Origin of the sequence: Cellvibrio sp. ARAG 10.3, from assembly GCF_051846955.1 — a bacterium.
GTDB lineage: Bacteria > Pseudomonadota > Gammaproteobacteria > Pseudomonadales > Cellvibrionaceae > Cellvibrio.
In genome coordinates this window covers 394,528-419,806 of the sequence record NZ_JBPYCU010000002.1, presented here as the reverse complement: position 1 = coordinate 419,806, position 25,279 = coordinate 394,528, and the positions used below count along the sequence as shown (strand labels likewise).

The 25,279-nt window shown below is 52.8% G+C and carries 23 protein-coding genes; 13 read left to right on the top strand and 10 right to left on the bottom strand.

Translation table 11 applies throughout. The features are described from left to right. Positions 1-126: 126 nt before the first annotated feature. A complete protein-coding gene (locus ACSV5M_RS04550) occupies positions 127-519 on the top strand; it encodes a hypothetical protein (RefSeq protein WP_439174401.1) in 393 nt (130 codons plus the stop codon). 37 nt (positions 520-556) lie between these two features. Here ACSV5M_RS04550 and ACSV5M_RS04545 read toward each other — a convergent pair whose 3' ends face one another. Next, a complete protein-coding gene (locus ACSV5M_RS04545; RefSeq protein ID WP_439174400.1) occupies positions 557-1,411 on the bottom strand; it encodes a pirin family protein in 855 nt (284 codons plus the stop codon). A gap of 17 nt (positions 1,412-1,428) precedes the next feature. Continuing rightward, positions 1,429-2,025, bottom strand: a complete 597-nt coding sequence (locus tag ACSV5M_RS04540; protein WP_439174399.1) for an FMN-dependent NADH-azoreductase — start codon at positions 2,023-2,025, stop codon at positions 1,429-1,431. A gap of 125 nt (positions 2,026-2,150) precedes the next feature. On the opposite strand from ACSV5M_RS04540, the gene ACSV5M_RS04535 reads away from it, so the two are divergent. Beyond that, on the top strand, positions 2,151-3,080 hold the full coding sequence (locus tag ACSV5M_RS04535; protein WP_439174398.1) for a LysR family transcriptional regulator: 930 nt from the start codon (positions 2,151-2,153) through the stop codon (positions 3,078-3,080). A 35-nt stretch (positions 3,081-3,115) separates the two neighbouring features. On the opposite strand, the gene ACSV5M_RS04530 is transcribed toward ACSV5M_RS04535, so the two are convergent. Further along, the gene (locus ACSV5M_RS04530) at positions 3,116-4,492 is read right to left on the bottom strand and encodes a class II fumarate hydratase (RefSeq protein WP_439174397.1); all 1,377 of its coding nucleotides are present in this window, start codon (positions 4,490-4,492) and stop codon (positions 3,116-3,118) included. A gap of 46 nt (positions 4,493-4,538) precedes the next feature. Between ACSV5M_RS04530 and ACSV5M_RS04525 the strand changes: the two genes are divergently transcribed. Both ACSV5M_RS04525 and uvrB read left to right on the top strand, forming a co-directional pair. After that, positions 4,539-4,859: a hypothetical protein gene (locus ACSV5M_RS04525; protein WP_439174396.1), complete on the top strand. Its 321-nt coding sequence runs from the start codon at positions 4,539-4,541 to the stop codon at positions 4,857-4,859. A 105-nt stretch (positions 4,860-4,964) separates the two neighbouring features. Beyond that, the gene (uvrB, locus tag ACSV5M_RS04520) at positions 4,965-6,983 is read left to right on the top strand and encodes an excinuclease ABC subunit UvrB (RefSeq protein WP_439174395.1); all 2,019 of its coding nucleotides are present in this window, start codon (positions 4,965-4,967) and stop codon (positions 6,981-6,983) included. 179 nt (positions 6,984-7,162) lie between these two features. Here the strand turns inward: uvrB and ACSV5M_RS04515 are convergent, their stop codons facing one another. Beyond that, entirely contained in the window at positions 7,163-8,248 is a 1,086-nt protein-coding gene (locus tag ACSV5M_RS04515) for a Gfo/Idh/MocA family oxidoreductase (protein WP_439174394.1), read from the bottom strand. A gap of 182 nt (positions 8,249-8,430) precedes the next feature. Here ACSV5M_RS04515 and ACSV5M_RS04510 point away from each other — a divergent pair, with 182 nt between their 5' ends. The 4 genes from ACSV5M_RS04510 to ACSV5M_RS04495 all read left to right on the top strand — a co-directional run bounded on the left by ACSV5M_RS04510 (position 8,431) and on the right by ACSV5M_RS04495 (position 13,492). Next, positions 8,431-9,216 (top strand): TSUP family transporter, encoded by a 786-nt coding sequence (locus ACSV5M_RS04510; protein ID WP_439174393.1) that lies wholly within the window; start codon positions 8,431-8,433, stop codon positions 9,214-9,216. A gap of 36 nt (positions 9,217-9,252) precedes the next feature. Next, positions 9,253-10,626 carry an RsmB/NOP family class I SAM-dependent RNA methyltransferase gene (locus ACSV5M_RS04505; RefSeq protein WP_439174392.1) on the top strand — a complete coding sequence of 458 codons (1,374 nt, stop codon included), beginning with the start codon at positions 9,253-9,255 and terminating at the stop codon, positions 10,624-10,626. Positions 10,627-11,359: 733 nt separating this feature from the next. Beyond that, on the top strand, positions 11,360-11,935 hold the full coding sequence (locus ACSV5M_RS04500) for a DUF2214 domain-containing protein (protein WP_439174391.1): 576 nt from the start codon (positions 11,360-11,362) through the stop codon (positions 11,933-11,935). Positions 11,936-12,313: 378 nt separating this feature from the next. Further along, positions 12,314-13,492 (top strand): lytic polysaccharide monooxygenase auxiliary activity family 9 protein, encoded by a 1,179-nt coding sequence (locus ACSV5M_RS04495; RefSeq protein WP_439174390.1) that lies wholly within the window; start codon positions 12,314-12,316, stop codon positions 13,490-13,492. Between the two features lie 301 nt (positions 13,493-13,793). Here the strand turns inward: ACSV5M_RS04495 and ACSV5M_RS04490 are convergent, their stop codons facing one another. The 5 genes from ACSV5M_RS04490 to ACSV5M_RS04470 all read right to left on the bottom strand — a co-directional run bounded on the left by ACSV5M_RS04490 (position 13,794) and on the right by ACSV5M_RS04470 (position 21,031). Further along, the gene (locus tag ACSV5M_RS04490) at positions 13,794-16,106 is read right to left on the bottom strand and encodes an SUMF1/EgtB/PvdO family nonheme iron enzyme (RefSeq protein ID WP_439174389.1); all 2,313 of its coding nucleotides are present in this window, start codon (positions 16,104-16,106) and stop codon (positions 13,794-13,796) included. Between the two features lie 17 nt (positions 16,107-16,123). Next, positions 16,124-16,990 carry a PP2C family protein-serine/threonine phosphatase gene (locus ACSV5M_RS04485; RefSeq protein ID WP_439174388.1) on the bottom strand — a complete coding sequence of 289 codons (867 nt, stop codon included), beginning with the start codon at positions 16,988-16,990 and terminating at the stop codon, positions 16,124-16,126. 172 nt (positions 16,991-17,162) lie between these two features. Further along, on the bottom strand, positions 17,163-20,087 hold the full coding sequence (locus ACSV5M_RS04480; RefSeq protein ID WP_439174387.1) for an insulinase family protein: 2,925 nt from the start codon (positions 20,085-20,087) through the stop codon (positions 17,163-17,165). A 43-nt stretch (positions 20,088-20,130) separates the two neighbouring features. After that, positions 20,131-20,745 carry a tRNA-uridine aminocarboxypropyltransferase gene (locus ACSV5M_RS04475; protein ID WP_439174386.1) on the bottom strand — a complete coding sequence of 205 codons (615 nt, stop codon included), beginning with the start codon at positions 20,743-20,745 and terminating at the stop codon, positions 20,131-20,133. Beyond that, entirely contained in the window at positions 20,732-21,031 is a 300-nt protein-coding gene (locus tag ACSV5M_RS04470) for a GIY-YIG nuclease family protein (RefSeq protein ID WP_439174443.1), read from the bottom strand. Before ACSV5M_RS04470 ends, ACSV5M_RS04475 begins: the two co-directional genes overlap by 14 nt. Before the next feature lie 97 nt (positions 21,032-21,128). Between ACSV5M_RS04470 and ACSV5M_RS04465 the strand changes: the two genes are divergently transcribed. Both ACSV5M_RS04465 and ACSV5M_RS04460 read left to right on the top strand, forming a co-directional pair. Then, positions 21,129-21,446, top strand: coding sequence for a MazG-like family protein (locus ACSV5M_RS04465; RefSeq protein ID WP_439174385.1), 318 nt, complete (start codon positions 21,129-21,131; stop codon positions 21,444-21,446). Between the two features lie 33 nt (positions 21,447-21,479). After that, positions 21,480-22,280 carry a methyltransferase domain-containing protein gene (locus tag ACSV5M_RS04460; RefSeq protein WP_439174384.1) on the top strand — a complete coding sequence of 267 codons (801 nt, stop codon included), beginning with the start codon at positions 21,480-21,482 and terminating at the stop codon, positions 22,278-22,280. A gap of 3 nt (positions 22,281-22,283) precedes the next feature. Here the strand turns inward: ACSV5M_RS04460 and ACSV5M_RS04455 are convergent, their stop codons facing one another. Next, a complete protein-coding gene (locus tag ACSV5M_RS04455; protein ID WP_439174383.1) occupies positions 22,284-22,799 on the bottom strand; it encodes a molecular chaperone DnaJ in 516 nt (171 codons plus the stop codon). Between the two features lie 17 nt (positions 22,800-22,816). Between ACSV5M_RS04455 and ACSV5M_RS04450 the strand changes: the two genes are divergently transcribed. From ACSV5M_RS04450 to ACSV5M_RS04440, 3 genes are all read left to right on the top strand, one after another. Continuing rightward, a complete protein-coding gene (locus tag ACSV5M_RS04450; RefSeq protein WP_439174382.1) occupies positions 22,817-22,942 on the top strand; it encodes a hypothetical protein in 126 nt (41 codons plus the stop codon). A gap of 43 nt (positions 22,943-22,985) precedes the next feature. After that, complete coding sequence (locus ACSV5M_RS04445) at positions 22,986-23,504, top strand: lipocalin family protein (protein ID WP_439174381.1); 519 nt, start codon at positions 22,986-22,988, stop codon at positions 23,502-23,504. A gap of 144 nt (positions 23,505-23,648) precedes the next feature. Further along, positions 23,649-25,274, top strand: a complete 1,626-nt coding sequence (locus tag ACSV5M_RS04440) for a hypothetical protein (protein ID WP_439174380.1) — start codon at positions 23,649-23,651, stop codon at positions 25,272-25,274. Positions 25,275-25,279: the final 5 nt, after the last annotated feature.

Here is a 25,279-nt window from a genome sequence, read left to right as displayed (position 1 = left end):
TCATTTCGTGGTCGGCCATGCTCGCCAAACGAGTAGACTGCTGACACGCTTGGACATTTCTTTACAATTACCTGTGTTTAAAGAATAACCGTCTCCTGTCTTTGTATCTGTACCAGAGAAAAAACAATGAAAAACTTCTTGCTGTGTTTTGCTGCCGGTTGTGTCGGTGGCGTGGTGTATTGTGTGGTGATGTGGCTGTTCAGCCGTTACGGCATTTCGCAGTCTTTCGGTGTCAGTTTGTACGGTTCTGTGGCTCCGCAGTGGATGTACCCGCGTATTGTCTGGGGCGGTTTGTGGGGGTTGTTGTTTTTGTTGCCGATGTTGACCAGCAGTATCTTTATGCGCAGCTTCGTCATCAGTCTGATCCCGACATTTGTTCAGCTTTTTATTATTTATCCTTTCTATGCGGGTAAAGGTTTTGCGGGTTTGCAACTGGGCATGTTGACACCCTTATTGGTGTGGTTCTTTTTCTGGGTGTGGGCGTTTGTGACGGTGATTACCTTGCGGTTGGCCCGGTAATATAAAAAAGCCCCAATTAAGGGGCTGGGGTGAAAACTTAATAATTGACTAACTCACCGCTGCGATAATCCCGGATGGCCTGCTCAATCTCATCCTGGGTGTTCATCACAAAGGGGCCATATTGGGCAATGGGCTCCTTGATCGGTTTTCCGGCGAGTACCAGAAAGCGGGTCTCGTCGTTGGTCGCGGCGATCTTTACTGCATCACCTTTAAACAATAATCCCGCATTGCCGGCACTTAACTTGCGCTGGTCATCACCGATCGCTACCTCACCCTGATAGACATACACAAACAGGTTGTGGTCGTTCGGCACAGCTTGCTCAAACACACCCTGCGCCGGTAAATGCACATCCCAATAAATCGGTTCGGTGCTCAGCCCGTGAATGGGGCCGGTGATAGTCTTGCCGTCCACCGTAACGCTGTTGGCAATTACTTTAACCTGCCCGCCATTCGCCAGCGGCACCACCGGGATATCCTTTGCGGGAATATCGCGGTAGGCAGCCGGTTTCATCTTTTCTGCCGCTGGCAAGTTAAGCCAGAGCTGAAAACCGCGCATGGCGCCCTGTTCTTGCTGGGGCATTTCGGAATGGATAATCCCCCGGCCTGCGGTCATCCACTGCACGTCACCGGTTTTCAGGTCACCGCGATTGCCCAGATGGTCTTCGTGCAACATATGACCCTCGAGCATGTAGGTGACGGTTTCAAAACCGCGATGAGGATGCGAGGGGAAACCGGCGATATAGTCGTCCGCGTTCTCCGAATTAAACTCATCCAACATCAGGAACGGATCAAAACGGGCATGGGGTGTTTGTCCGAGGCTTCGTTTTATGCGCACGCCAGCCCCATCGCTGGTGGCGCGGCCGGGGACAATTTGTTGCAGTTCGCGTTGCATAAAAACCTCCTCAAAGATCAGGCAGCGGTCAATTGATTGATGCGCTCCTGGGCAGCGTTGATACCTTTGGCCTTGCTGTCGTCTCCTAAAGCCAGACCTTCGGCGTAAATTGTTTCTACTTGCTTGAAGCCTACGAAGTTCAGGAAGGTAGTCAACTGCCAGTCAGCGGGTCCCCCGGCGTAATGGCCGCCGCGGGTGGCGAAGACATACACGGGAACATCGGGCAATAAACCTTCCGGGCCGTTGGCGGTGTAGCGGAAGGTCACACCGGCGCGGGCGATGTGGTCAAAGTATGCCTTGAGTGTCGAAGGCATGCCGAAGTTATATAAGGGCGCACCCAGCACAATCACATCGGCGTTACGCAATTCGTTGATCAGTTCATCAGAGTAGTCAACGACCGCTTGTTGTGCCGGTGTGCGCTTGTCGGCCGGGGTGAACAAAGCGCCCAGGCGAGCGCCGTCCAGATGGGGCACGGCTTCAGCGGCCAGGTCGCGCAGGACAACCTTGCCATCAGGATGCTGTGTTTTCCAGCGCGCGACAAATTCATTGCTCAAAGCGGTGGATTGGCTGTTGTCGCCGGTGATACTGCTGGTGATTTGTAACAGAGTGCTCATGGTCTTGCTCCTTCATGTGTCAGTGGCTGAATTGCCATGGAGCTATTTAATGATTTGACCAGCCGATGATAAACAGCGATATTTAACGTATTTTAATCGAAAAAACTAATCTATTGGAGGCGATGATGGCCACACCCAAAGCGACGGTACCCACTTGTTGTGAGCCCAAAGTCAGCCTGGATCAGTGGCGCGCGCTGCTGGCCGTCATCGATGCTGGTGGTTATGCCAAGGCGGCCGAGATGCTGAACAAGAGCCAATCCGCCGTGTCCTACGCCATCCAGCAAATGGAGACGCTACTGGGTGTGGCGGTATTTGAATTGCAGGGCCGCCGCGCCGTCCCTACACCTGCGGGCGAGGTTCTGTACCGTCGCGCGCGCGTATTATTGGAACAGGCGGAGCGTCTGGAACGGGCGGCGGCAAGCTTGTCTTCCCATATCGAGCCTTTGATCAGTATTGCGGCTGACCTGATTATCCCCTCTGAAAAGATCCTGCGTTGTCTGGAGATATTCGCCCGGGATTACCCTGAAACCCGCGTAGAGATCTACGAGTCGGTGTTGAGTGGAACTGAAGACGCCCTGCTGCAACGACAAGTCGATTTGGCCATCGGCGGCCGGGTGCCGCCGGGGTTTATGGGAGATAAGCTGGTGACGGTGATTATGCGCGGCGTGACCAGTCCGGATCATCCCTTGCAACAATTGGGGCGCCCCGCCAATGTCGAGGATCTTCGCCAACACCGGCAGATTATCGTGCGCGATTCCGGGTTGTTTCGGCGCCGCTCTGAGGGGTGGCAGGAAGCCGAACAGCGCTGGACGGTGAGCCATATCAAGACGTCACTGGAAGCCATTCGCATGGGCCTCGGCTATGCCTGGCTGCCGGATGCCTACACCCACCAGGAGATCGCCGCCGGTCGCTTGAAATACTTGTCAGTCGAGGTGGGGGCAGAGCGGGAGGTGCCGATTTATATCACCTTCGCCGACCGCGATTTCGCCGGCCCGGCCACCCGGCGTTTGGCGGATATCCTTAAAGCCGAATTGCCCAGAGCATGCAAAAAGTAGGTCGGATTAGGCGAAGCCGTAATCCGACAACACGCTTACAAACCACCGCGCGTTAACTTCTCCGGATTCAACAGTTCCACCAATTCCGCGCGCGGTATATCCGTTTCCTCTTCCGCCACCTCAAGGATATCGCGCCCTTCCTTGTAGGCTTTCTTCGCGATGGCGGCGGCTTTGTTGTAACCGATGATGGGATTCAACGCCGTGACCAGGATGGGATTGCGGGCCAGCGCTTTGGTCAGGTTGGCTTCGTTCACGGTAAAACTTGCGATGGCTTTTTCCGCCAATAGTTGGCTGGCATTGGCCAGCAACTCAATACTTTCCAGCAAATTATGCGCGATCACCGGCAGCATGACATTTAATTGAAAGTTGCCCGACTGACCGGCAATCGCAATGGTGGTGTCATTGCCCATCACCTGGGCTGCAACCATCGCCACCGCTTCTGGAATCACCGGATTCACTTTGCCAGGCATGATCGATGAGCCGGGTTGTAACGCCTCCAGAGTAATTTCTCCCAAACCGGCTAGGGGGCCAGAGTTCATCCAGCGCAGATCGTTGGCGATCTTCATCAGGCTGACCGCCAGGGTTTTCAATTGGCCGGACAGCGCGACGGCGGTGTCCTGGCTGCTGATCAGCGCAAACAGGTTGTCGCCGGGCACAAAGGGATGTTCGGTATTGATGGCCAGTTGTGCTGCGAATTTTGAAGGGAAAGAAGGATGTACATTGATCCCGGTGCCCACCGCCGTGCCGCCCTGTGCCAGGTGCAGTAATTGCGGCATGAGCGTACGCAGGCGCACATAATTGGCTTCTATCTGATGCGTCCAAGCTTGCAGTTCCTGTGCGAGGGTCACAGGCATGGCATCCATTAAATGGGTGCGCCCGGTTTTAACATAGCCGGCCACCTGGACGCTTTTGCCGAGCAAGCTGGTGTGCAAATATTCCAGCGCGGGCAGCAATTTTTCTTCCAGTTGCAGCACCGCACTGACGTGGATCGCGGTGGGAATCACGTCGTTACTGCTCTGGCTCATGTTGACGTGGTCATTGGGGCTGACGAGTGTCTGCAGCTGTTCGCTGGCGAGGTTGGCAATCACCTCATTGACGTTCATGTTGGTGCTGGTACCGGAACCGGTCTGGAAGATATCCACCGGAAACTGATCGGCATGGCCGCCGTCAATAATGCTGTCACTCGCCTGGACGATCGCATGTGCGATAGCGTTATCGAGCAGCCCCAACTGACTGTTCACCTGGGCTGCAGTTTTCTTAATCAATGCCACCGCCTGGATAAAACTGGCCGGTAAGCCTCGGCCGCTGATGCTAAAGTTATTGATTGCACGCTGGGTTTGCGCGCCGTAACGGGCGGCGGCGGGTACCTTGACCTCGCCCATGCTGTCGGTTTCTGTGCGATATTCGGTCATGATAGGCCTCATGAATTTGACGTTAGTGCTAAGCGGAGGATAGCAGATGCGAAAGTTTCACATGGCGCTGGGTGTGCGTTCATTGACGGATTCCATTGCGGATTATACGCAGCGCCTGGCGAGCCAGCCCCAGGTGATTGTGCCCAATGAATACGCCCTCTGGCGCACCGAAACGCTGAACTTTTCTATTCGTCAAATCCCTGAGGGTGAAGTTCCGGGCCTCCGCCACCTGGGTTGGGAGGAGAGTGCGGCCAGCGCCTTTACCGATACCCGCGATTGCAACGGCATCCTGTGGGAAGAGTTCGGTCCCGAACAACAGCTGCAGGAGATCCTTGAACTTTGGTCTAATGCCCAAATCAAGCACTGACTGTCACTCTCCTGACAGCGGTTGTCAATTGAACCTGATAGGGTGGCGCATCGTATCAAACCCGATGCTTTGCCCACGTCCTTTACTGCCCAAGTCGTAAATCCTATGTCGAAACAAGTTTTTTCTGTGAACAGCGCCTTTGGTCCCGCCGGAGATCAACCTACTGCCATTGCCGGTTTGGTGAAAGGCATCCAGGCCGGACTGGCGCACCAAACGCTGTTGGGTGTGACCGGCTCGGGGAAGACCTTTACCATCGCCAATGTTATTGCCCAGGTGCAACGGCCCACGTTGATCATGGCCCACAACAAAACCCTGGCCGCGCAATTGTATGGTGAGTTCAAGGAATTCTTCCCCAATAACGCGGTGGAATATTTCGTTTCCTATTACGACTACTACCAGCCAGAAGCCTATGTACCGTCTTCCGATACCTTTATTGAAAAGGACTCTTCGGTGAACGAGCACATTGAGCAAATGCGCTTGTCTGCCACCAAGGCGTTGATGGAACGCAAAGATGCGATTGTGGTGGCAACCGTGTCGGCGATTTACGGTTTGGGTGACCCCGACTCTTATCTCAAGATGCTGTTGCATCTGGTGCGCGGCGACAAGATCGATCAGCGCAGTATTTTGCGGCGTCTTGCCGAATTGCAGTACACGCGCAACGACATGGAATTTCATCGCGCCACCTATCGCGTGCGCGGCGATGTGATTGATATCTATCCCGCCGACTCGGATTGCGACGCCGTGCGCGTGGAATTATTTGATGATGAAATCGAACAGATTTCTATCTTTGATCCGCTCACGGGTGAAGTGCTGCATAAAGTACCGCGTGTGACGATTTACCCGAAATCTCACTATGTCACGCCGCGCAGCCAGATCCTGGAAGCCATCGACAACATCAAGGAAGAGTTAAAGGAACGTCTGGCCTACCTGCGCGAAAATAATAAATTGGTTGAAGCACAACGCCTGGAACAGCGTACACGTTACGATCTGGAGATGATGCAGGAGCTGGGTTATTGCAATGGGATTGAAAACTACTCACGCTTTTTATCCGGTCGCAACCCCGGCGAACCACCACCGACCCTGTTCGATTATTTACCGGCAGAAGCTTTATTGGTTATCGACGAATCCCACGTGACCGTTCCGCAAATCGGCGCCATGTACAAAGGTGACCGCTCGCGCAAGGAAACCCTGGTGGAATACGGCTTCCGTCTGCCTTCTGCGTTGGACAATCGCCCCATGCGTTTCGACGAGTGGGAACGACTTGCGCCGCAGATGATTTTTGTTTCAGCAACTCCCGGTAAATATGAAGGTGAAAATGCCGGGCAGGTGGTGGAACAGGTTGTGCGGCCTACAGGCCTTGTAGACCCCGAAATCGAAGTGCGTCCGGCCACCAGCCAGGTGGATGATGTCTTATCGGAAATCCGTTTGCGCGTGGCAAAAGATGAGCGTGTACTGATTACCGTGCTCACCAAACGCATGGCCGAAGACCTGACAGAATATCTGGCCGAGCACGGCGTGCGCGTGCGCTACCTGCACTCGGATATCGACACCGTAGAACGGGTGGAAATTATCCGCGACCTGCGTTTGGGACAGTTTGATGTCCTGGTCGGGATTAACCTGTTGCGCGAAGGTCTGGATATGCCGGAGGTGTCACTGGTGGCGATTCTCGATGCGGATAAAGAAGGTTTCCTGCGTTCGGATCGTTCTCTAATTCAGACTATCGGCCGCGCCGCGCGCAACGTTAATGGTCGCGCTATCCTCTACGCCGACAACATGACCGGCTCCATGCAGCGCGCCATCGAAGAAACCGAGCGCCGTCGCCAGAAACAGGTGGAACATAACCTCAAGCACGGTATTACACCGCAAGGTATCCGCAAAAATATTACGGACATCATGGAAGGTTCACAGGTGCCCGGCGCAGGCGGACGCAGTGCCCGCAGTCGCGCGGCAGCCGCGGAAAAACAGGGCAAATACGCGGTGGATATGCACGGCGGGGATATCTGGAAAACGATTGATGCGCTGGAAAAACAAATGTTCCAGGCGGCCAAAGATCTGGAGTTTGAAGCAGCGGCGAAATTGCGGGATCAGATTGAGAAGTTGAAGGAAAAAGCGATTGCGTTGTGACATACTTTTGTTGGTGACGTTTGCGGGAGGAGTTCGGCGTTAGGGCTTGTGTTTCGAAACCCTCAAGTCAGGGACGACTTGAGGGAGCTACAGGGATGTATTCATGCGTTTTCGAAACACAAGCCCTAATGACGAACGGACTACGGAGCGCTTAATCCGCACCTCAAAGAACGTAAAGGTTACAAACGAATTTCCTTACCCTCTTTAGCCGCTTTAAAAATCGCATCCACAATACGAATATCTCGTAAACCCTCTTCGCCCGGCACCAACACCGGTGAGTTATTGATAATCGCCAATGCATCATTATCCATTTGTCGTGCTTGCTGATTTTCAATCGGCGTATTCAACAAGGTGCCGTCACTCGTGCGACCCTGTACCCCGTTGTAAGACTGGAACGGCTGTAATTCATACCAGCCTTTTTCACATTGTGCATGCAGGCGATTCATACCACGAGCATAGCTGGTGGCACATTCTGCGATGCAACCGCTGGGAAATTGCAAGCGGAATTCCATGGTTTCGTCGACATCTTTATACATCGGGCGGACACTTTCCTGGCGTGCGGTGACCGCGATGGGTTCTTCGCCGGCGGTGTAGCGGGCCGCATTTAAAGGATACACGCCCATGTCATACATGGCACCGCCGCCCAGTTTCGGGTCAGCGCGCCAGCCGTGGGAGCCGCCGCTGCGGTAGCCCGCTTCGGCGGTAATCAGTTGAATCTTGCCGTAGGGTTTTTCTGTCGCCATTTGGATAACCCGTTGGGTATTGGGTTCGTGTTGCATGCGGTAACCGATGGTCAGTTTTACCTTGTTTTTCTTACAGGCGGCGATCATTTCCTCGCATTCGCCCGCGTTCATTGCCATGGGTTTTTCGCACCAGACATGCTTACCGGCTTCAGCGCCGATGATGGAATATTTTTTATGCAGGCCGGTGGGTAATACGATATACACCACGTCAATGTCAGGGTTGTCAGCCATTTGATGCATGTTGTCGTAGTTGTACACATTTTTATCGGGAATCCGGTATTGCTGTTGCCATACCGGAATTTTTTCTGGCGAGCCGGTAACAATCCCGGCCAGGTAGCAGTGCTGTGTTAATTGCAGGGCGGGCGCGAGTTGACCACGGCTGTAAGAGCCGAGCCCTACCAGGGCCACGCCGAGTTTTTTCTTCCCGGAGGGTGCGGCAAAGAGTCCGGGTGCGAGAGAAAAGACGCCCAGGGCAGCCATAGCTTTCATCAGGTCGCGGCGGGAAAACGGCGGATAGCTCATCGTTCACTCCTTTCAATTGTCAAAAATGTGTTAACAAGATAGTGGTTGGAGTCAGTTTTACGTCTTCAGCGTCCGGCGGGCAAACAGCTAAACAAAAAATTACTTCGGTAGACGCGTCTTGCAACCGCTATAATGCGCGCCTCTCGTTGTCGTTTGTGAACCTGCTGTTGTGAATCCCTGTCATGGCTGATCTCGCGCTTTACCAATATTTGTTGATTGCATTGATCTTTATCTGGAGCGGCTTTGTACGTTCCGGTTTGGGCTTTGGGGGCGCAGTTTTGTCGCTGCCTTTTTTATTGCTGGTGGACAACCAACCGCTGGTTTATCTGCCATTGATCGCGGTGCATCTACTGGTGTTTTCCGCGTTGACCGTCTGGCAAAACCAGCGCAAGCAAAGCCGGATATCTACTGATCAGACTACGGGGGACGGCACAGTAGACTGGGCTTATCTGAAAAAAGCACTGGCGATTATGATTGTACCCAAGATGATTGGCGTGTTGGGTTTGCTGACCCTGCCGGCCGGTTTGATGACCGGTATTATCTTCGGGATTGTGTCGGTGTATGCCATTTCCTACATCGTAAACCGCCCTTTTAAAAGTAATCATCCCGTGCTGGATACCGGCTTCCTCATGCTCGGCGGTTACATCAGTGGTACCTCGTTGATTGGCGCACCCCTGATTATTTCGGTGTTTGCGACCCATGTAGCGAAACACCAGCTGCGCGATACCTTATTTGTTCTCTGGTTTATCCTGGTCACCATCAAGATGGTTGCGTTTGTCTACGCGGGTGTGGATTTGCAGCTGATCCACCATTTGTGGTTGCTACCGTGTGCCGCGATTGGTCACGTGATCGGTTTGCGATTTCACCATCGAATTCTGGACGGTGATCCGAAGGTGTTTTATCGGGTGTTGGGCGTGACATTGTTGGTGGTCAGCCTGGTTGGTATCGTCTCATTGGTTATTAAATAATTAATAAATATTTTTTATGTCGGCAGGTAAAACACCATGACAATCGAGTGGACCAGGGCACCTTATGAATTATTGCTGCCCTTGTGGCGCCAGTGGCTGGCAGAGGACACGCAACAGACTGGGCACTGGCCCTTGCTGGATCGATGGCTCAAACGGCAAGTGCCGCAGCTGAAATTGCACACGCCTGGCCGGTCAGTGCGCGGCAAAAACAATCCGCCGGGAATATCGATTCAATTGGCGATATCGGCTGCTATGTTTGCTGCGATGCGCTATCTGCAGCTCGCGGCGTTATTGGAGCACAGCTATCGCGCGCAGTCCCCGGCATTTGATGCGGTGGGCTGGGATAGCACCTGGTCTCCTGCGGATACTCACCACATTCCTCCGGCAGCCCTCTGGTATTGGATTGCATTGCGTAGCACGCCGGATGCATCCGCACCGGAGGTGCTGCGTGATGCCGTCGCGCGCAAGGCGTGGTTTCTGCGGATGCAGCCCCTCTTTACGGCATCGCCCGATTCGCAGGATGCAGCGTTGATGTTATGGCACGGCCTGCGTCCCGGCTGGGCCAGTTTGTTGCAAGCGCGTGCGCAGGCGAGTGAATGGTCGACCCGGGATCTGGAGCAGTTCATTGCCCTGCAAAACCAGGCCCCGCCACTGTGGCTCCGCCCCCAGGGCAATATGGCAGTATCCGAATTAGCACAACTGCTCCGCGATGAAGGGGTAGCGGTAAGGCTCGATCATGACGGGCTTTGTGCATTAGGTGGGACAGGGATTGTGCAAACGACCCCCTACAAGAACGGCTGGGTCGAAATCCAGGATCGGGCGAGTCAGGCAATTGCTGCCAGCGTGGCTGCCAGTCCCGGCGACAAGGTGTGGGATGCCTGCGCGGGTGCGGGCGGCAAATCCCTGGCAATTGCTGCGCGAATGAATAATAAAGGCATGTTGCTCGCGACCGATCTGCACAGTTACAAACTTGAGGAACTCAAACGTCGGGCGAAGCGCGCCGGTGTGTACAACATCCGTACCTTTGAATGGCAGGGCAGGGAAGCCTTGCGCTTGCCCGCCGAAGCGGCGCGTCAACAGGGTTTTGACTGGGTATTGGTGGACGCGCCTTGTACGTCCGCTGGCACCTGGCGACGCAATCCTGATGCGCGCTGGCGATTTCACGCAGCGGATACCGCTGAACTGCTGGACCTGCAAAAGACCATTCTGGACTCAGCCAGCCAGGCGGTTCGCCGGGGCGGCCAGTTGGTATATGCAACCTGTAGTTGGCAAGTCAGTGAGAATGAAGCGCAAGTGGCTGGATTTTTGACAGCGCATCCCGACTTTACCTTGCAGTCCAGCACCCTGGTGGGGGCGCCGGAATGGGATGCAGACACGATGTTCGTTGCGGTTCTGAAACGCTGCGCCTGATACTGTTGTCGCGGTCTGGCATTGTGAAAGCGAAGCATCCTGACCGCTCATCAGGTCTTACCTGCCTCTTTAATATAGTACTTTTCCTGCCTGTAAGTCCCGGAATTTGCGACAGGTGACGCAATATATTGGATTTTGCTTGGTATTAAGTAACAAAAATATTGCGTTTTTATTGGTATTAAGTATCATTGGTCCATCTGAGCTGTCTACCGTTCCTGTTGCAGCCTCAATAACAATAAAAGTTGTGATCTTAATTAATTGCCCGTTTGTGATGTGTTGAATTAGCCCCGTTGCCGTTAAGGGGAAAATAGCAGGCGCCGTACCGGGTCATCCGTTACTTGCCTGGTGTGTTGTTCATACACATTTTCTGTATTGGAGTGTTGGCCAAACCAGGGTTTGCGCAAATCCTTCCTGTCAAGTTGTACCCCAGGTGTTGGTTGATGACTCCAGTCATCGTGTCATTGTTTTTTTGTGGCCATTAGTCTGGCGATTCATTTCGCCATTGTTGTTAACAGGTTGTTGAATAGCCGGTGCGGGTAGTGCGCGACCTGAACAGCTTTCTAGACGGCTTTCATCACCTGTTAACTTTTTTTGATGCCAGGGTTAAACAAATATATTCGGTCAATACCCCTGCATTCGGTATCAAGATGTTGTTGTTTGGCAGCGTAAAAAACTAAAAATTTACCGACACATCGTCAGGTAAAAATTAACTCACTCTTCGGTTGGCATTGGGGTGTTTAAGGCAATGGTGCATACATTGACAGTCTATCTTCATTTGATTGCTGCATGTTCAGCAATTGGCGTTATTCTGATGTCGGATTTGAAACTGTCCACATACTTTTTCAATTCGGATTTAGAAGGCAAACGCCCCGATATCGATCTTGAAATAAAAATTATCATTGCTTCGCTGGCGGTATTATGGGCTACCGGTTTGTTGTTGGTGCTGCAAGGTATCGCCGTCAATCCTGAATATTTACACAACCAAAAATTACAAGCGAAGATCATCCTGGTGATTATTCTCACCATCAATGCTTTTGCACTGCACCTGGTTTCCTTGCCGCGAATTTTCAATTTTGATCAGCACGACGAATTTGCCAAGACAGTATTACCCGCTTCTATATCAAATAGTATCTGGTTTTATGCAGCATTCCTTGGTGTTGCGCGTCATTGGAATTTTTCCGAGTCGCTATCCTTTGTGCTGGCGGTGTGGGCGATGATCTGGGTGATGGTATTTGCGGTCATGTATGTATTAATTCGTTTGGCAAAAGTCAGGCGTGTAAAACTGGAGGCTGCTTCAGCAGCTTATTGATGCTGACGCTGATAAGCGCATTGCAGGTTGTCGAATTTATATGATTTGAGTGATGTGAAAATGCGGAACCCGGTCACACTTTTTGTGATCGCGCTTAGCTCTTTATACTTTTGTTCTGAATTTTTCTTTCGAAAAGCTCGTGGATTAATTTTTTAGTTATTGACGAGCGTCATCGATACATAAATTTTATGATATTTAATATCTTTAAAAATAAAAAAATATGGTATTTAATATCTTTGATGGATACAATCGGTCTCCGGTATTTTCAGTGGAGGGGGTAAGCAGTACCACTGTGTATCGGGAGGTTGTTATAAATGGTGGCTGACAAGTCACTGAACTGTTGTCTACTTGCAAACCAAAAAAGCAGGAGATTGAGGCGTGAATACAACTAATATAAAACGTTCTATCGCGGGTCTGAAAACCCGTAAAGGCTTGGGTGCCTTGGCATTAATCGTCGGTGCAGCTTCTCTGCTTCCCGCTACTGGCGCTAATGCACACGGTTACATTTCATCACCCAAAAGCCGTGTGATTATGTGTAAAGAAAACGGAATTGAAAACCCGACGCACCCGGCTTGTATCGCTGCCAAGGCAGCCGGCAACCAGGGACTGTACACGCCGCAAGAAGTGGCTGTCGGCGGGGTGCGCGATGATCACCAAAATTACATCCCGAATGGCAGACTGTGTAGTGCTGGCCGTGCCAACCTGTTCGGTATGGACCTCGCCAGAACTGACTGGCCAGCAGAAAATGTTTCTCCCGGTTTAAAGACCTTTGTATGGACCAACACTGCTGCGCACAAAACCACTTACTTCCGTTACTACATCACTCGTGAAGGCTACAACCACAGCCAACCGCTGCGTTGGGATGATCTGGTGTTGATCCACGACTCGGGCCCAGCTGATCAGGAACAATTTTCTTACCACGACGTATGGCTGCCACAGCGTACCGGAAAACACATTGTGTACAGTATTTGGCAACGTGACTGGGTAAGGGACGCAGCTGAAGGCTTTTATCAGTGCGTGGACGTAAACTTTGGTAACGGCAACAATCCGCCGCCATCAAGTTCTAGCAGTTCCAGTAGCGTACCGAGCAGCTCTTCAAGTTCTGCACCCACTAACGACACTTGTGCTGCTTTGCCGGCATGGAACTCAGGAACCGTTTACAACAACGGTAACCAGGTCAAGCACAATGGTAAGCGCTACCAGGCTCAGTGGTGGACACAAAGCCAGGATCCAACTAATAACTCTGGCCCAGCAGGTTCAGGATTTGTATGGTTGGATTTGGGTAACTGTACTGGATCTCCGATTTCTTCCAGTTCTGTACCCAGCTCTTCAAGCTCAGTAGCCGTTTCCAGCAGCTCTTCTTCTGTGAGCACTGGCAACTGTACTTCTCCGGCTTATGTTAACGGCAGCACCTATGCAACTGGCGCTAAAGTAGTAAACGGTGGCAGTGAGTATCAATGTACTGTTGGTGGCTGGTGTACCGTTGGTGGCCCATACGCTCCAGGTTCAGGTTGGGCTTGGACAAACGCATGGACTTTCCTGCGCAGCTGTAACTAATAGCGTTTTAAGCAAAACAAAAAAGCCAGCGTTATGCTGGCTTTTTTGTTTTTGGTCGATCGGTTTTTATCTTGGTCATGCATTATGGATGACATTGCATGTGACACGTGGAGAGTATCGTTCGGTGTTGATCTTGGTGTTGGGCTTGATGTCGGATTACGACGCTCGCGATGCGAGCCTCTAATTCGACCTACGGGAGGTTGGATCAGCGTAGCGTAATCCAACAAGCACATTACAATTCCAAAACATGTTCTAACACCAACATTCGCACACTACTTCATACCTTCATCCCACCAAAAAACTATCTCAACTCCATCACAACCCGAAAGCCGAGGTTTTCCTCGTAAGCATCCGACGCATAATGATCACGTACGTGAGAGGCAATTTGTTCCACGTTGTTTTTGGATGAGCCGCCACGCACTACACGCTGGCTACAATTGGCGGTTTCATAGGCGCGTCCATCTTTGGGTTTCTTGTTGTAGTTCTCGACATAACAATCCTGAACCCATTCGGCCACGTTGCCGGCTGTGTCATACACGCCGAAATCATTGGCAGGGTAACTGCCAACCGGTGCTGTCTTGCTGCCAAACAAACCGGAAAAGCTGCTGTAGCAGCCGCGTCGACAGTTTGCTTTATCCATTGCATCCCGGTCATTGTCGCCCCACCAGTAAAGTGTTCTGCTGCCGGCCCGCGCGACATATTCCCACTCTGATTCGGTGGGTAAGCGATAGGTTTCTCCACTCATCTTGCTGAGCCATTCGGTATAGGCGCGTGCGTCACTCCAGCTCACGTTGATCACAGGGCGATTCTTGCGGCCCCACCGATTGTCGCCGGGCAGGGCGCGATTGGTGGCTTTGGCGAACAGATCATACTCATCAAAGCTGACTTCATATTTACTGATGGCAAACGGCTTGTTGATGACAACGTTATGGACCGGCATACAGGCGGTGTCGTTTTTATTCCCCATTAAAAAGCTGCCCACCGGAATACGGACCATCTCCGGGCCGCGCTTGCTGCCACCCAGATTGCTAACGAAGTTGGTGCTCGGAGGAATGACCTTTTCAAGGATATAGCTGGGCTGGAAATTCTTATCGGCAATTTCAATCCACTCGTAGCGGGTTTCAAAACCGGGATGACTCACCTCGATATGGTAACGACCCGGCTTCAATAAAATGCCGTGCTGGTAACGTTCAGGAATATTCATGATCCTGACCCGCGCGTTGCTGGGTATGGTGTCGACCGTGAGGGCGTAGCGCGGCTCGGGTTCTGCCATGATCAGTGGCGGCGGTGAAGCCACGGGTGCTGACGAGGCTGCTTGTGACGACGTTGTTGCCTCAATGGTTGTCGACAGGGCGGGAATCACCGGATCAATCACTTCATCAACTGGTCGCCCCGCCGGTGCGGAAGACGCATTCACACTGGAGGCCATTTGATGCCCCGCATTGGCCGGAGCGACAGGCGCTTCGTCTTCTTCATTGACCAAAGCTTTAACACCAAAGCCGATGATGCCAAGCATAACGGCACCGATGGCCAGCCGCGACCAAAGGCGACGGCGAGCGTTGTGAACCAATTGCAGATGGGTGGCTTGATGAACCCGCGTTGATACTGCCGTTGAGCGCTCATCTTCGTTTTCGCCGGTGATCAGGATCTCGGTAACACGAGTTTCCGGATGCTGATAAACGCCGCGCTGTGGCGTCCAGCGCAAGCGCAGCAGTTTTATCAGTTGGCGATTAAGTGCGGCCCCCGTTGCGGCGACCAATGCCTTCAGTAGGGCGAGTGTGCTGAGTTCGGTTGGATTGGCAGTGGTCAAGTAACTGCCGCGCCCATTAGCTTCCTGGGCTTCAATGGCATTCACCAGTTCGCGACCGCTCTGGAAACGCTTGTCGGGATCTTTCTCCAGCAAGCGATCAACGATCTTTTGATAACTCTGGTAATGCACGGGGAGCCTGGGTACCGGCGCACTCAGATGTTTGATGGCGATGGCCACGGCGTCCTCACCCTGAAAGGGCACGCTGCCCGTCAGCATCTCGTAAAACACGACGCCGAGACTGTAGAGGTCAGAACGGCCATCCACCGGTTTACCGCGAGTCTGTTCCGGGCTCATGTAGTGCGGTGTGCCCACGACCTGGCCGACGTTGGTCATGCGCGACACCCCGATCATGCCCTTGGCCACGCCAAAATCCGAAAGCACCGCAGAATTGTCTGCGCGAAAGAGAATGTTTTCCGGTTTGATATCGCGATGGATGTAGCCTTTTTCATGGGCATGGTCCAGCGCACTGGCAATCTCGCGGGTAACGCGCAAAGCCTCTTCGGCGGTCAGGCCCGTCATCATCCGGTCGTGGACCGAGCCGCCGGGCAGGTAATCCATGGCGATGTAGTTCAGGCTTTCATGACGACCAATGTCATAAATGGACACGATGTTGGGATGGGATAACTGACCGACGATATTGGCTTCGCGCTGAAAACGCTCACTGAAGGCCGGGTCACCATTGAGTGTCGGTGACATCACTTTAAGCGCGACAACGCGCCCCACGCTGATCTGGATCGCGAGGTAGACAGTGGACATCCCTCCTTGGGCAATTTTGCGAATAATGCGATAACCGGGTATTTGCATAGAAAGCGTTAAGTGCCTTATTTCACAATCGAGTAGAGCAGTACCAGCAGCGACACAACAGCGGCACCATAAATCAAAGCATCCCACCGGCGGCGACCGGTGAGATAGGGAATCCACTGCCATACCGACGCCAATGGATGACGGCGGGTGAAGGGTGATTCAATAACCTGCAAGGTAATATTGTCGTGACCGCCATTGGTCAGTGCGGCGTGCAATAACTGGTCGGCGGCGGTCTCGGTATCCCTGGCGTCACATAGCACCTGGGCAATGGCTTTATCATCCAGCTCATCACTGAGCCCATCGCTGCACAATAATATCCATTGGTTTCGTTGCCATTGCCCATGCACCATATCCACTCTGACATCGACCAGTTCCTGCGAGCCGATGCATTGGGTGATGATATTTTTCTCCGGGTGATTCTCCAGCTCTTCGACAGTAATCGCGCCGGAATCCAGTAGCATCTGTACATAAGAGTGGTCGGTGGTGAGTTGCTCCAGGCGGCCGCCGTCGGCGGTATTGGTCCACAGGTAAGCGCGACTGTCGCCTACCCAGGCAATTTCGTAATCGTTGTGATGGCTATATAAAGCCACCACAGTGGAGCCCATTCCCAATGCACCCACGCCGCGGGCCGCCGCTTCGAGCACGGCGCGATGGGATGCCTGGATGCTGTCGCTAAGGGAGGAGTTGGCATGTTTCTCACGGGTTTCCCGGACCGTATCGCGCACGATAGCGCTGGCGACTTCGCCGGCTTCGTGGCCGCCCATGCCATCCGCCACTAGCCAGATACCATATTCCGGCAAGCTCAGATAACAATCTTCATTGTTATCGCGAGCGAGTCCGGGGTGGGTAACGGCGCTGAAGTTGAGCGGGCGAGTGGGTATCATAAAGTGAGCGTCAATGCTGTCGTCTTCTTGGTCTGAATATAAATGATTAACCGCCGGGCGGCGCTACAGGGATTATCCCGTATATCCCTATGGCAAATTGTCGTTATAGCCTAAAGCAATATAGTTGAGTTTAAGGCTGAAAACCATGTGACCAAGATTTTCAGCACTTGCCTCACAGAGTTTTGAGCACCAGGCCTAATTTACCCAACGCATCCCGCTGGCCATTATGGCTGACTACCGCGAGGCTGGCCTTCTCCGGGCGCAGATAGGTGGAGGCTACCCGCTGCAGGTCGGCCAAGGTTACCGCCAGTACCCGATTACGGAATTGCTCGCGTTTTTCGCGGGTACGCCCGAAGAGCTCGGCGTGGTAGGTGCTTTTGGCTTCGCCTGCCGGAGAGCCGGGTTTATCGATACTGCCGATCACACCGAGGATGGCTTCTTCAACAGACTGCCAGTTATGGGACGTGCTTTGCAGCCAGTCGAGCACCGCATCAAAGTCATTCAAGGTGTCCGCCAGACGCGGATCACGATAGGAATAGAAGCGGAAAGCGGCGCTGTGGTTGTCCTGATTGGCGCCGCCGCCGTAGGCGCCGCCTTGCTCACGGATGGTGCGATGCAAATAGCCGTTGCGCAGGAAGCCACCCAATACTGTCAGTACGGCTGCATCCGGATGGTCAGCGGGTACGGTCGGATAGGCTTTTACACAGAAGTTAACCTGGGTGTTGGTGAGCCAGGCTTCGCGGATCTGCTCGTTTACCGGCGGTAAATAGAACGCCTGGAAATCTGTCGACACAGACTGGGCGGGCCAGCGATGTTGCAGATCAGCCAGATAATCATCCAGATGCTCCTGTTCACCCACCAGCAGGAACTGCCGTGGGGCATTGAGGACAAGTTGGTGGATGCAGGCGAGTTTCCCGGCGCAAGACCGAAGTTGCTGTTCATCGTCCAGGCTGTTATCCAAGGCCTTGAGTGCCTGGATACCTGCCAGCCCGCTGAGTTCATGCGTGAGTTTCGCGGCGGGGCTCATACCGGCACAGGCGGCGCTCATGGCTAGGCTATGGCCATTCCCGGTGACACTTTGCTCGCGGCGGGCGCGGGTTTGTGCGACCAGTTCACGCAACCGACTCAGTTCATCAAAGCGCACCTGGGTTAGCGTGGCGTGCATTAAATCACTCATGGCGGCGCTGTTACGGGTTAGTGCTTTGGCGGACAGCGTCAGGTAAGCATCAATAGCCTGCACATCATCGCCGCTGCCGCGTACGCTGCTGAATGCATTGATGGAACCGACCACCTCGGCCTGCCAGCGCTGGGTAGCCAGGTAATCTTTATCGCCCACACCCAGCTCGGTCATGGCAACGCAGTAGAGCGGTAACAGGGATTTCAACTCGTCGTCCAGGGCGGGCAGTTTGCAGGTGATCTGTTGGTAGACCAGGCCATTGGTACCGGCACTGTAACGCCGCAGGGGGTAGCCGTTGAAGGTCTCGTGGCTACCACCGATGTAATGCAGTTGCGGGGGGATGTCTTCCAGGCCGACCTTGGGCAGAAGGCTTTCATCATCCTTACGCTGTTGACGGGCTTGCAAGGCATGGCTGCGCTCAATAATCGCCTGTTTGTCGGCTTCACTCAGTTGGCCTTTCAATTCAGCCAGCCGGGCAATTTCCGCTTGTTTGACACGCTGATTCATCTGTGCATCCGGCCGCAGGGTCAGGCGAACGCGGTGCGGGTTTTCAAGCAGTAATTTACGGGCTAATTGCTGAATAAAATCCGGCTGCTGGATCTTGGTGCGCAGGTCTGCCAATGCGGTGTCCAGATTCAGCAGGGCAATGGGATCTCCGCGATGGGTCGCCGCCGTCAGGCTGGTCATGATCAGTTGCAACCCGTAGGGATATCCGTCGCCACCCACTTCGCGCTGTTGCAGTTCCAGTTGGTGCAGAGAGGCTTCCAGCAGTTGTTGGGGAACACCTTCCTCCGCGACCCGCTGTAAGGTATCCAGGATGAGCTGTTCGATCTGGTCTGCGTCCTCCAGGGCACAACCTTCAAGGCCGCAGACAAAAGCGATTTCGTGCTGTGAATCGTCCATGCCGCACAGGGGCGAGGGCGCCTGGCCCAGGTCTGTCGTTTCCAGGACTTGCTGTAAGGGTGATGCGCTGTTGTCCAGCAATACGTTGGACAACAAGTGGGCTTCCAGGCTCTCCGCCAGGTTGGTGGTCTTGCCCAGTAACCAGGCCATGACGACATGGGTTTTATGGTCCAGGTCTTCACCCTCGGTTTCGTCCAGCGGATAGGCTTCTTCAACGCTGATAGGAGCGTAGTAGCGTTTTTCTGCCGGTACGCTGATCACACTGTCCAGAGCTTCAAAACGCGACAGCGCCTGGGATTCAAAGCGCGCTTGATGGGTGGCGGCCGGAATATCCCCATAGGTCATAAAGATGGCGTTACTGGGGTGATAGTGGGTCTGGTAGAAGTGTTTTAGCTGCTCATACGTCAGGTCGGGGATGTGCTCGGGGTCACCGCCACTGTTGTAGTGGTAAGTGGTGCTGGGATAAAGGTATTTACACAGCGTATGCCAGAGCTGCGAAGCTACTGAGCTCATGGCGCCTTTCATTTCATTATAGACCACGCCCTTGAAAACCAGCTCCGAATCAGGGTTATCCGTTTCTGCGAATTCCACGCGATGACCTTCCTGCGCAAAATCCAGTTCATCCAGGCGCGAGAAAAATACAGCATCCAGGTACACGTCCAGGAGGTTGTTAAAATCCTTAAGGTTTTGGCTGGCGAAGGGATAAGCCGTCCAGTCCGAGCTGGTGAAGGCGTTCATAAAAGTATTGAGTGAGCGACGTACCATCATAAAGAAAGGGTCGCGCACCGGATATCGTTCGCTGCCGCACAGGGCGGTATGCTCCAGGATGTGAGCCACGCCGGTTGAGTCATGGGGTACGGTACGCAGGGCAACGAGAAACACGTTTTCATTATTATCGGCGGCGAGGTGAATATGCTGCGCACCGGTGGCCTTATGGCGATATTCCTCTACCCGGATCTTCAGGGCTTCAATGTGTTGGCTGCGCAGTAACTCAAAACTGGGGTGGGCAATAGTCATAAAACGCTCGGAATCCTGTAGGTGAGAACGGCGAGAAAATACCTCAGTGGCGCGGTGGTATAAAGGCTTGCTGTTGTCGCACAAATCCTTTGAATGCCTGTAACAGCGGAGCGTAATCCACCCGGGTATTTTCCAATTGCTGTAAAGCGTAACAACTTGCTTCCAGTGTGGAAAGCTGATTGTCTTTTTGTGCTTTACGGATAGCGTAGGCCGAAGGAGGGCAGTCCGCTAATGACAAACGTGGCAGTGCTTGCAAAAGGGGATTGAGATATAGCATCTTGCGGCTTTTGCGCCAGGTACCGTCAATAACGATCAGGCGAATGTGTTCCGGTAACGGCAGTTGTGGCAAGGGCGCCGGCGCGGTCAGTTTAAGGGTAGCTTCCTCGGGGGTTGGGGGATACAGCAACACATTGGTTTTATCTCCCTCACCGAGCAGCGCGGCTAAAAAATCATCAGTAAATTGTTCGCCTTCCACCAAGCGACTTTGTTGCAGGCTCAGATGCAGCAAGCGCGCTGTATTTTTTGCGTTGTGTGTTTCCAGCGGGTGTTGCAGGATGATCACCTCAACCAGATTCGAAAGCGGAACGATCCACCGGCACACACAGGTGCGCAACGGACGCTGACAATGGCCGCAATAGGGTCGCTCAGGCGTGGTCATTATGATGAAACATCGTATTGAAGTCGTTCAGGCGCGCGTTTTGTTCTGCAGTGCGTTGCAGTAGCAATTGTTCCTTGGCTCGGCGGGACAATTGTTTGAGTGCGGCTTCGCGCTTGCTGGCATGGCTGCGATCAGGATGGGTTTCCAGCAGGCACAAAGCTGCGGGTTTGCGACCGCGAAAATAACGCGCGCCGGCTTTGCCGGTGCTATGCTCTCGCCATCTGCGCAGGATGTCAGTGGTAATGCCGGTATAAAGCTGGTTGTCGTTGCTGCGGATCATATACACGTACCAGCATTTATTAGCGCTGGATTCAGCCGGACATTCACCCGATGGGGCAGTTGCCGACGCGATACACGAGGACTTGTTTAGAGTGGCATCATTCATGAAAAATCACACACTTGACCTGGCCGACATTCATCAGGCATTCCGCCAGCGCGCGGCGGTTAAAGGCTGGCAAGCATACCACACGCCTAAAAACCTCGCCGCAGCGGTTGCTGTGGAAGCGGCGGAGCTGCTGGAAATTTTTCAGTGGCTAACCGATGAGCAAGCGCAGCAGGTGAAAGATGATACCGAAGCAAAAAACCGGGTAGCAGATGAGGTCGCTGATATCGTGATGTACCTGACCGAATTGTGTGCCCGGCTCGACATTAATATGCCTGCCGCCATCGCGCAAAAAATTGATAAAAACGCAACCCGATAATCAGTGGCTATCTCATATCTTTGGTAGTTAATCATGGCCAAACAAAATGCCTCGCAGGATCGCAACTTTGATGACCTGGCGGGACGCTTCAAAAAAAATATCTATGGCGGTTTAAAAGGTGCGGTGCGCCTCGCGGTATTACAGCGGGATTTTTCTGAATGTATTCCCCATGTGCTCGCGGCAGAAACCCCGTTGCGCATATTGGATGCCGGCGGTGGACAGGGGCAATTTTCGTTGACCCTGGCGAAGGCAGGGCACCAGGTGGTGTTGTGTGATATCTCTGCGGAGATGCTGAAGCTCGCGCGCGAACAGGTTGATAGTGCAGGGTTGCAACAACAGGTCACGCTGGTTCACTGCGGGATTCAAACCCTGGCGCAACACCTGGCGGATGATCAGTTTGATCTGGTGTTGTGCCATGCGGTCATGGAATGGATGGCGGAGCCACAATCACTGCTGCCGTGTCTACTGCAATACCTCAAACCCGGCGGCTGGTTGTCGCTGACCTATTACAACCGTCATTCATTGATCTTTAAAAATTTGTTGCGTACCAACTTCAAAAAAATTATCGCGCAGGATTTTGGCGGAGCAAAAGGTAGTTTGACACCAATCAATCCTTTGGTGCCGGAACAGGTGGATACCTGGTTGGAGGATTTGCCCTTGACTGTGATGGCGCGTAGCGGCATCCGCGTATTTCACGATTACATCCTGGATGGGCAGCAGCGCGAGCGGTCACCGGATGAATTAATCGCGCTGGAATTGCTGTTTTCTCGCCAGGAACCCTATCGCTCCCTGGGGCGTTACATCCATGTTATCGGAGAGAAAACCGGCGGTTGATCGCTAGGGTTTCTCGATCCGTTTTAACAACAGGTCCCGCGCCAGGTTGACACGGGACGCCAGGTAATCATTGCCGCCGCGATCCGGGTGCAGCTTTTGTATCAGGCGCCGATGGGCATCGTTGATCATCTCTGCCGTTATCTCACCCCGGGCGAGATCCCCTTTGAGGCCTAAAACATCCTGCGCCTCTTTGGTATCCATGGTGGTTTGCGGCGCTGGGCTGCGGGTATGTTGCTGGTGCTCACCGGGTTGTTCACGGTTTTTATGCTTCAGCCATAACGGCAAAAACTGCAAGCCGATGCCCAATAACCCGCGCATAAAAGGAATAAGCGCACCAATGACAGCAACCAGCCAATGCATGCGGCCAGTCGCTGCCGCCATAATCAACAGCAATGCCACGGCCCCAATAGCGCTGCGCAGCAGAATGCGGCGGCGCGCTTTCGGATCAAGGTGGCCTAATTTTCGGTAGCCCCAAAACGCCCCGATCACCACCAGAATCAACAGAATACTTTGTAACATGCAGCCCGCCTGTCTCAATGAGCGAAATTGCCGCCGATTATAGCGGTGCAAAAGATGCTTTTGCAGCCATCGAACGTCTATTTGCAGTGGATGAGCGTATTTTAGATTTAGGTAACGCGCGTACAGACAAACAGCGCAGATAGAATCAATGTGATGGTTTTCCGCTTGGTCATCAAGGACACGTCAATGCAAAAGATTAAGACAGCACTGTTTATTCTGGGTATATCACTGCTCCAGGCGTGTAGCGGCCTGCCGGAAAATATCAAACCGGTCGACGATTTTGACCTTGAGCGCTATCTGGGCACCTGGTACGAAATCGCCCGCCTGGATCATTCGTTCGAGCGCGGCCTGGAGAAGGTGACAGCGGAGTACAGCCTGCGTGACGACGGGGGCGTCAAGGTGGTTAATCGTGGGTTTGATACGGAAAAGCAGGAGTGGGACGAGGCGACCGGCAAAGCCTATTTTGTGGGCGATAAAAATACCGGCCAGCTAAAGGTCTCCTTCTTCGGGCCTTTTTATGGTGGCTACAACATTATCGCGCTTGATGACGATTACCAGTACGCCATGGTCTGTGGGCCGGACCGCTCGTACTTATGGATATTGGCGCGCACACCGAATCTGGATTCATCGATTGTCGATAAATTGGTAAAAGCGGCGAAAGGCTTGGGATTTGCTACCGAAGAACTGATTTATGTTGAGCATTAAGCGCGGGCTATCGGTTTGATTTGTGGATAATGTAATGGGCAGATCAGGCTTTTTTCGCTATGCTCAGACCAAACCATAAAGACCGTTACGCTTGACTGTCATTCCCGACCGTAACCCTCACCGCTTTGTTATCAGAGGCTATGTATGCGTCTCCGCTCCCGAGGTAGAACCTTGAATGTGAGTTTGTGTGTGTTGTTGTGTTCGTTGATGCTACTGCTGGGAGCATGTGGGGGAGGCGGTGGTGGGGGTAGTCCAACCCCTGAAAATTCGGTTACCGTCAGCGGAACAGTCACCTATGAATTTGTCCCTTCCAATGAAGATTTTATTGGCCTTGATTATTCGGCTATAGAAACGCGACCGGTTCGTGGTGCTGTTGTGGAACTGGTGAATTCAACCAACACGCCGGTTGCCATTACTGCCACAGACAATAACGGCTTTTACAGTGTTGCGGTTGAAGCCAACACCGTTTTACGGGTTCAGGTCAAAGCGCAATTACAGCGCAACCAGGCGCCTTCCTGGAATATGACCGTCAATGACAATACAAATAATGATCGTTTGTACGCATTGGTGGGCAGTGAAGCCAGTGTTGGCGGCACTGATTCACAACGTAATTTACACGCGCCGTCCGATTGGAATAGTGGTAATTATGCAACATCTCGGCCCGCCGCTCCCTTTGCAATCCTCGATGCGGTTTATACCAGTTTGCAACAATTTGTTGATGCGGGATACGCTGGAAATTTTCCGCCGTTACAGCTGTTTTGGAGTGTAAGTAACATCACAGCGGACGGAGATCCTGACCGTGGCGAAATCGGCACCAGCTATTACTTTGATAATGAAATTTATATTCTTGGTGAAGCTGACCAGGACACCGATGAATTTGATAGCCATGTTATCGTCCATGAATGGGGACACTATATTGAAGACGCACTAGCGCGGTCTGATTCTATTGGTGGTCCTCACCAGTATGGTGATTACCTGGATATGCGTGTTGCTTTTTCAGAAGGCTTTGGCAATGCCTTTGCTGCGATGATGTTGGACGATCCTATTTATCGTGACAGTATCGGTTTCAATCAATCCAATAGTTTTATGTACGATGTTAGGGAGAAAAATCACCCTGTGCGGGGCTGGTATAGTGAAGCATCTGTGGAGTCCGTTTTATATAATTACTTTCTCAGCAGTGCGAATAAAACGGCCAAAGATTTTTCGCCGATTTTATCTACATTGACTGACGGTTCATATTACAACGCGGACAGTCTGGCAACCATTTTTCTGTTCGCTGAACGACTTGTTGCACGATATCCAGCGCATCGCAACGTGCTTGAGGGGCTGCTTGAGGAGCAGGATATCAATAGCGTCAACCAATATGCCAATGGCGAAACCAATAGCGGTGGCAACAGCATTAATTTGCCGATTTACAAAAGCTTGTCGATTGGTGGTACATCCACCAGTGTGTGCAGTACCTCAGAACATACCGATTACAACAAGTTGGGAGTCAACCAGTTTCTTCGTTTATCGATAACACAAAGCGGTAATTACATTGTGCGTATTGAAAGGTCTGGGGGTGATTTTGTTACCCAAAGTGATCCGGATTTTTTTATTCATTCACGTGGCGAGATTATTCATGAAGGTGCATCTTCAGCCAATGATGTAGAACTACAAACTGTCGCTCTGGATTCAGGGAACTATATTGTCGAAATCATTGATTACGCGAATGTCGGTCGCTCGAGTAATGTCACCACCTGTTTCAACGTGTTTATTGCACGTCAATAAATAAT

Coding starts and splice junctions, on each gene's coding strand:
- ACSV5M_RS04550 (WP_439174401.1), top strand. CDS start 127: ATGAAAAACTTCTTGCTGTGTTTTGCTGCCGGTTGTGTCGGTGGCGTG.
- ACSV5M_RS04545 (WP_439174400.1), bottom strand. CDS start 1,411: ATGCAACGCGAACTGCAACAAATTGTCCCCGGCCGCGCCACCAGCGAT.
- ACSV5M_RS04540 (WP_439174399.1), bottom strand. CDS start 2,025: ATGAGCACTCTGTTACAAATCACCAGCAGTATCACCGGCGACAACAGC.
- ACSV5M_RS04535 (WP_439174398.1), top strand. CDS start 2,151: ATGGCCACACCCAAAGCGACGGTACCCACTTGTTGTGAGCCCAAAGTC.
- ACSV5M_RS04530 (WP_439174397.1), bottom strand. CDS start 4,492: ATGACCGAATATCGCACAGAAACCGACAGCATGGGCGAGGTCAAGGTA.
- ACSV5M_RS04525 (WP_439174396.1), top strand. CDS start 4,539: ATGCGAAAGTTTCACATGGCGCTGGGTGTGCGTTCATTGACGGATTCC.
- uvrB (WP_439174395.1), top strand. CDS start 4,965: ATGTCGAAACAAGTTTTTTCTGTGAACAGCGCCTTTGGTCCCGCCGGA.
- ACSV5M_RS04515 (WP_439174394.1), bottom strand. CDS start 8,248: ATGAGCTATCCGCCGTTTTCCCGCCGCGACCTGATGAAAGCTATGGCT.
- ACSV5M_RS04510 (WP_439174393.1), top strand. CDS start 8,431: ATGGCTGATCTCGCGCTTTACCAATATTTGTTGATTGCATTGATCTTT.
- ACSV5M_RS04505 (WP_439174392.1), top strand. CDS start 9,253: ATGACAATCGAGTGGACCAGGGCACCTTATGAATTATTGCTGCCCTTG.
- ACSV5M_RS04490 (WP_439174389.1), bottom strand. CDS start 16,106: ATGCAAATACCCGGTTATCGCATTATTCGCAAAATTGCCCAAGGAGGG.
- ACSV5M_RS04485 (WP_439174388.1), bottom strand. CDS start 16,990: ATGATACCCACTCGCCCGCTCAACTTCAGCGCCGTTACCCACCCCGGA.
- ACSV5M_RS04480 (WP_439174387.1), bottom strand. CDS start 20,087: ATGACTATTGCCCACCCCAGTTTTGAGTTACTGCGCAGCCAACACATT.
- ACSV5M_RS04475 (WP_439174386.1), bottom strand. CDS start 20,745: ATGACCACGCCTGAGCGACCCTATTGCGGCCATTGTCAGCGTCCGTTG.
- ACSV5M_RS04465 (WP_439174385.1), top strand. CDS start 21,129: ATGAAAAATCACACACTTGACCTGGCCGACATTCATCAGGCATTCCGC.
- ACSV5M_RS04460 (WP_439174384.1), top strand. CDS start 21,480: ATGGCCAAACAAAATGCCTCGCAGGATCGCAACTTTGATGACCTGGCG.
- ACSV5M_RS04455 (WP_439174383.1), bottom strand. CDS start 22,799: ATGTTACAAAGTATTCTGTTGATTCTGGTGGTGATCGGGGCGTTTTGG.
- ACSV5M_RS04450 (WP_439174382.1), top strand. CDS start 22,817: ATGAGCGAAATTGCCGCCGATTATAGCGGTGCAAAAGATGCTTTTGCA.
- ACSV5M_RS04445 (WP_439174381.1), top strand. CDS start 22,986: ATGCAAAAGATTAAGACAGCACTGTTTATTCTGGGTATATCACTGCTC.
- ACSV5M_RS04440 (WP_439174380.1), top strand. CDS start 23,649: ATGCGTCTCCGCTCCCGAGGTAGAACCTTGAATGTGAGTTTGTGTGTG.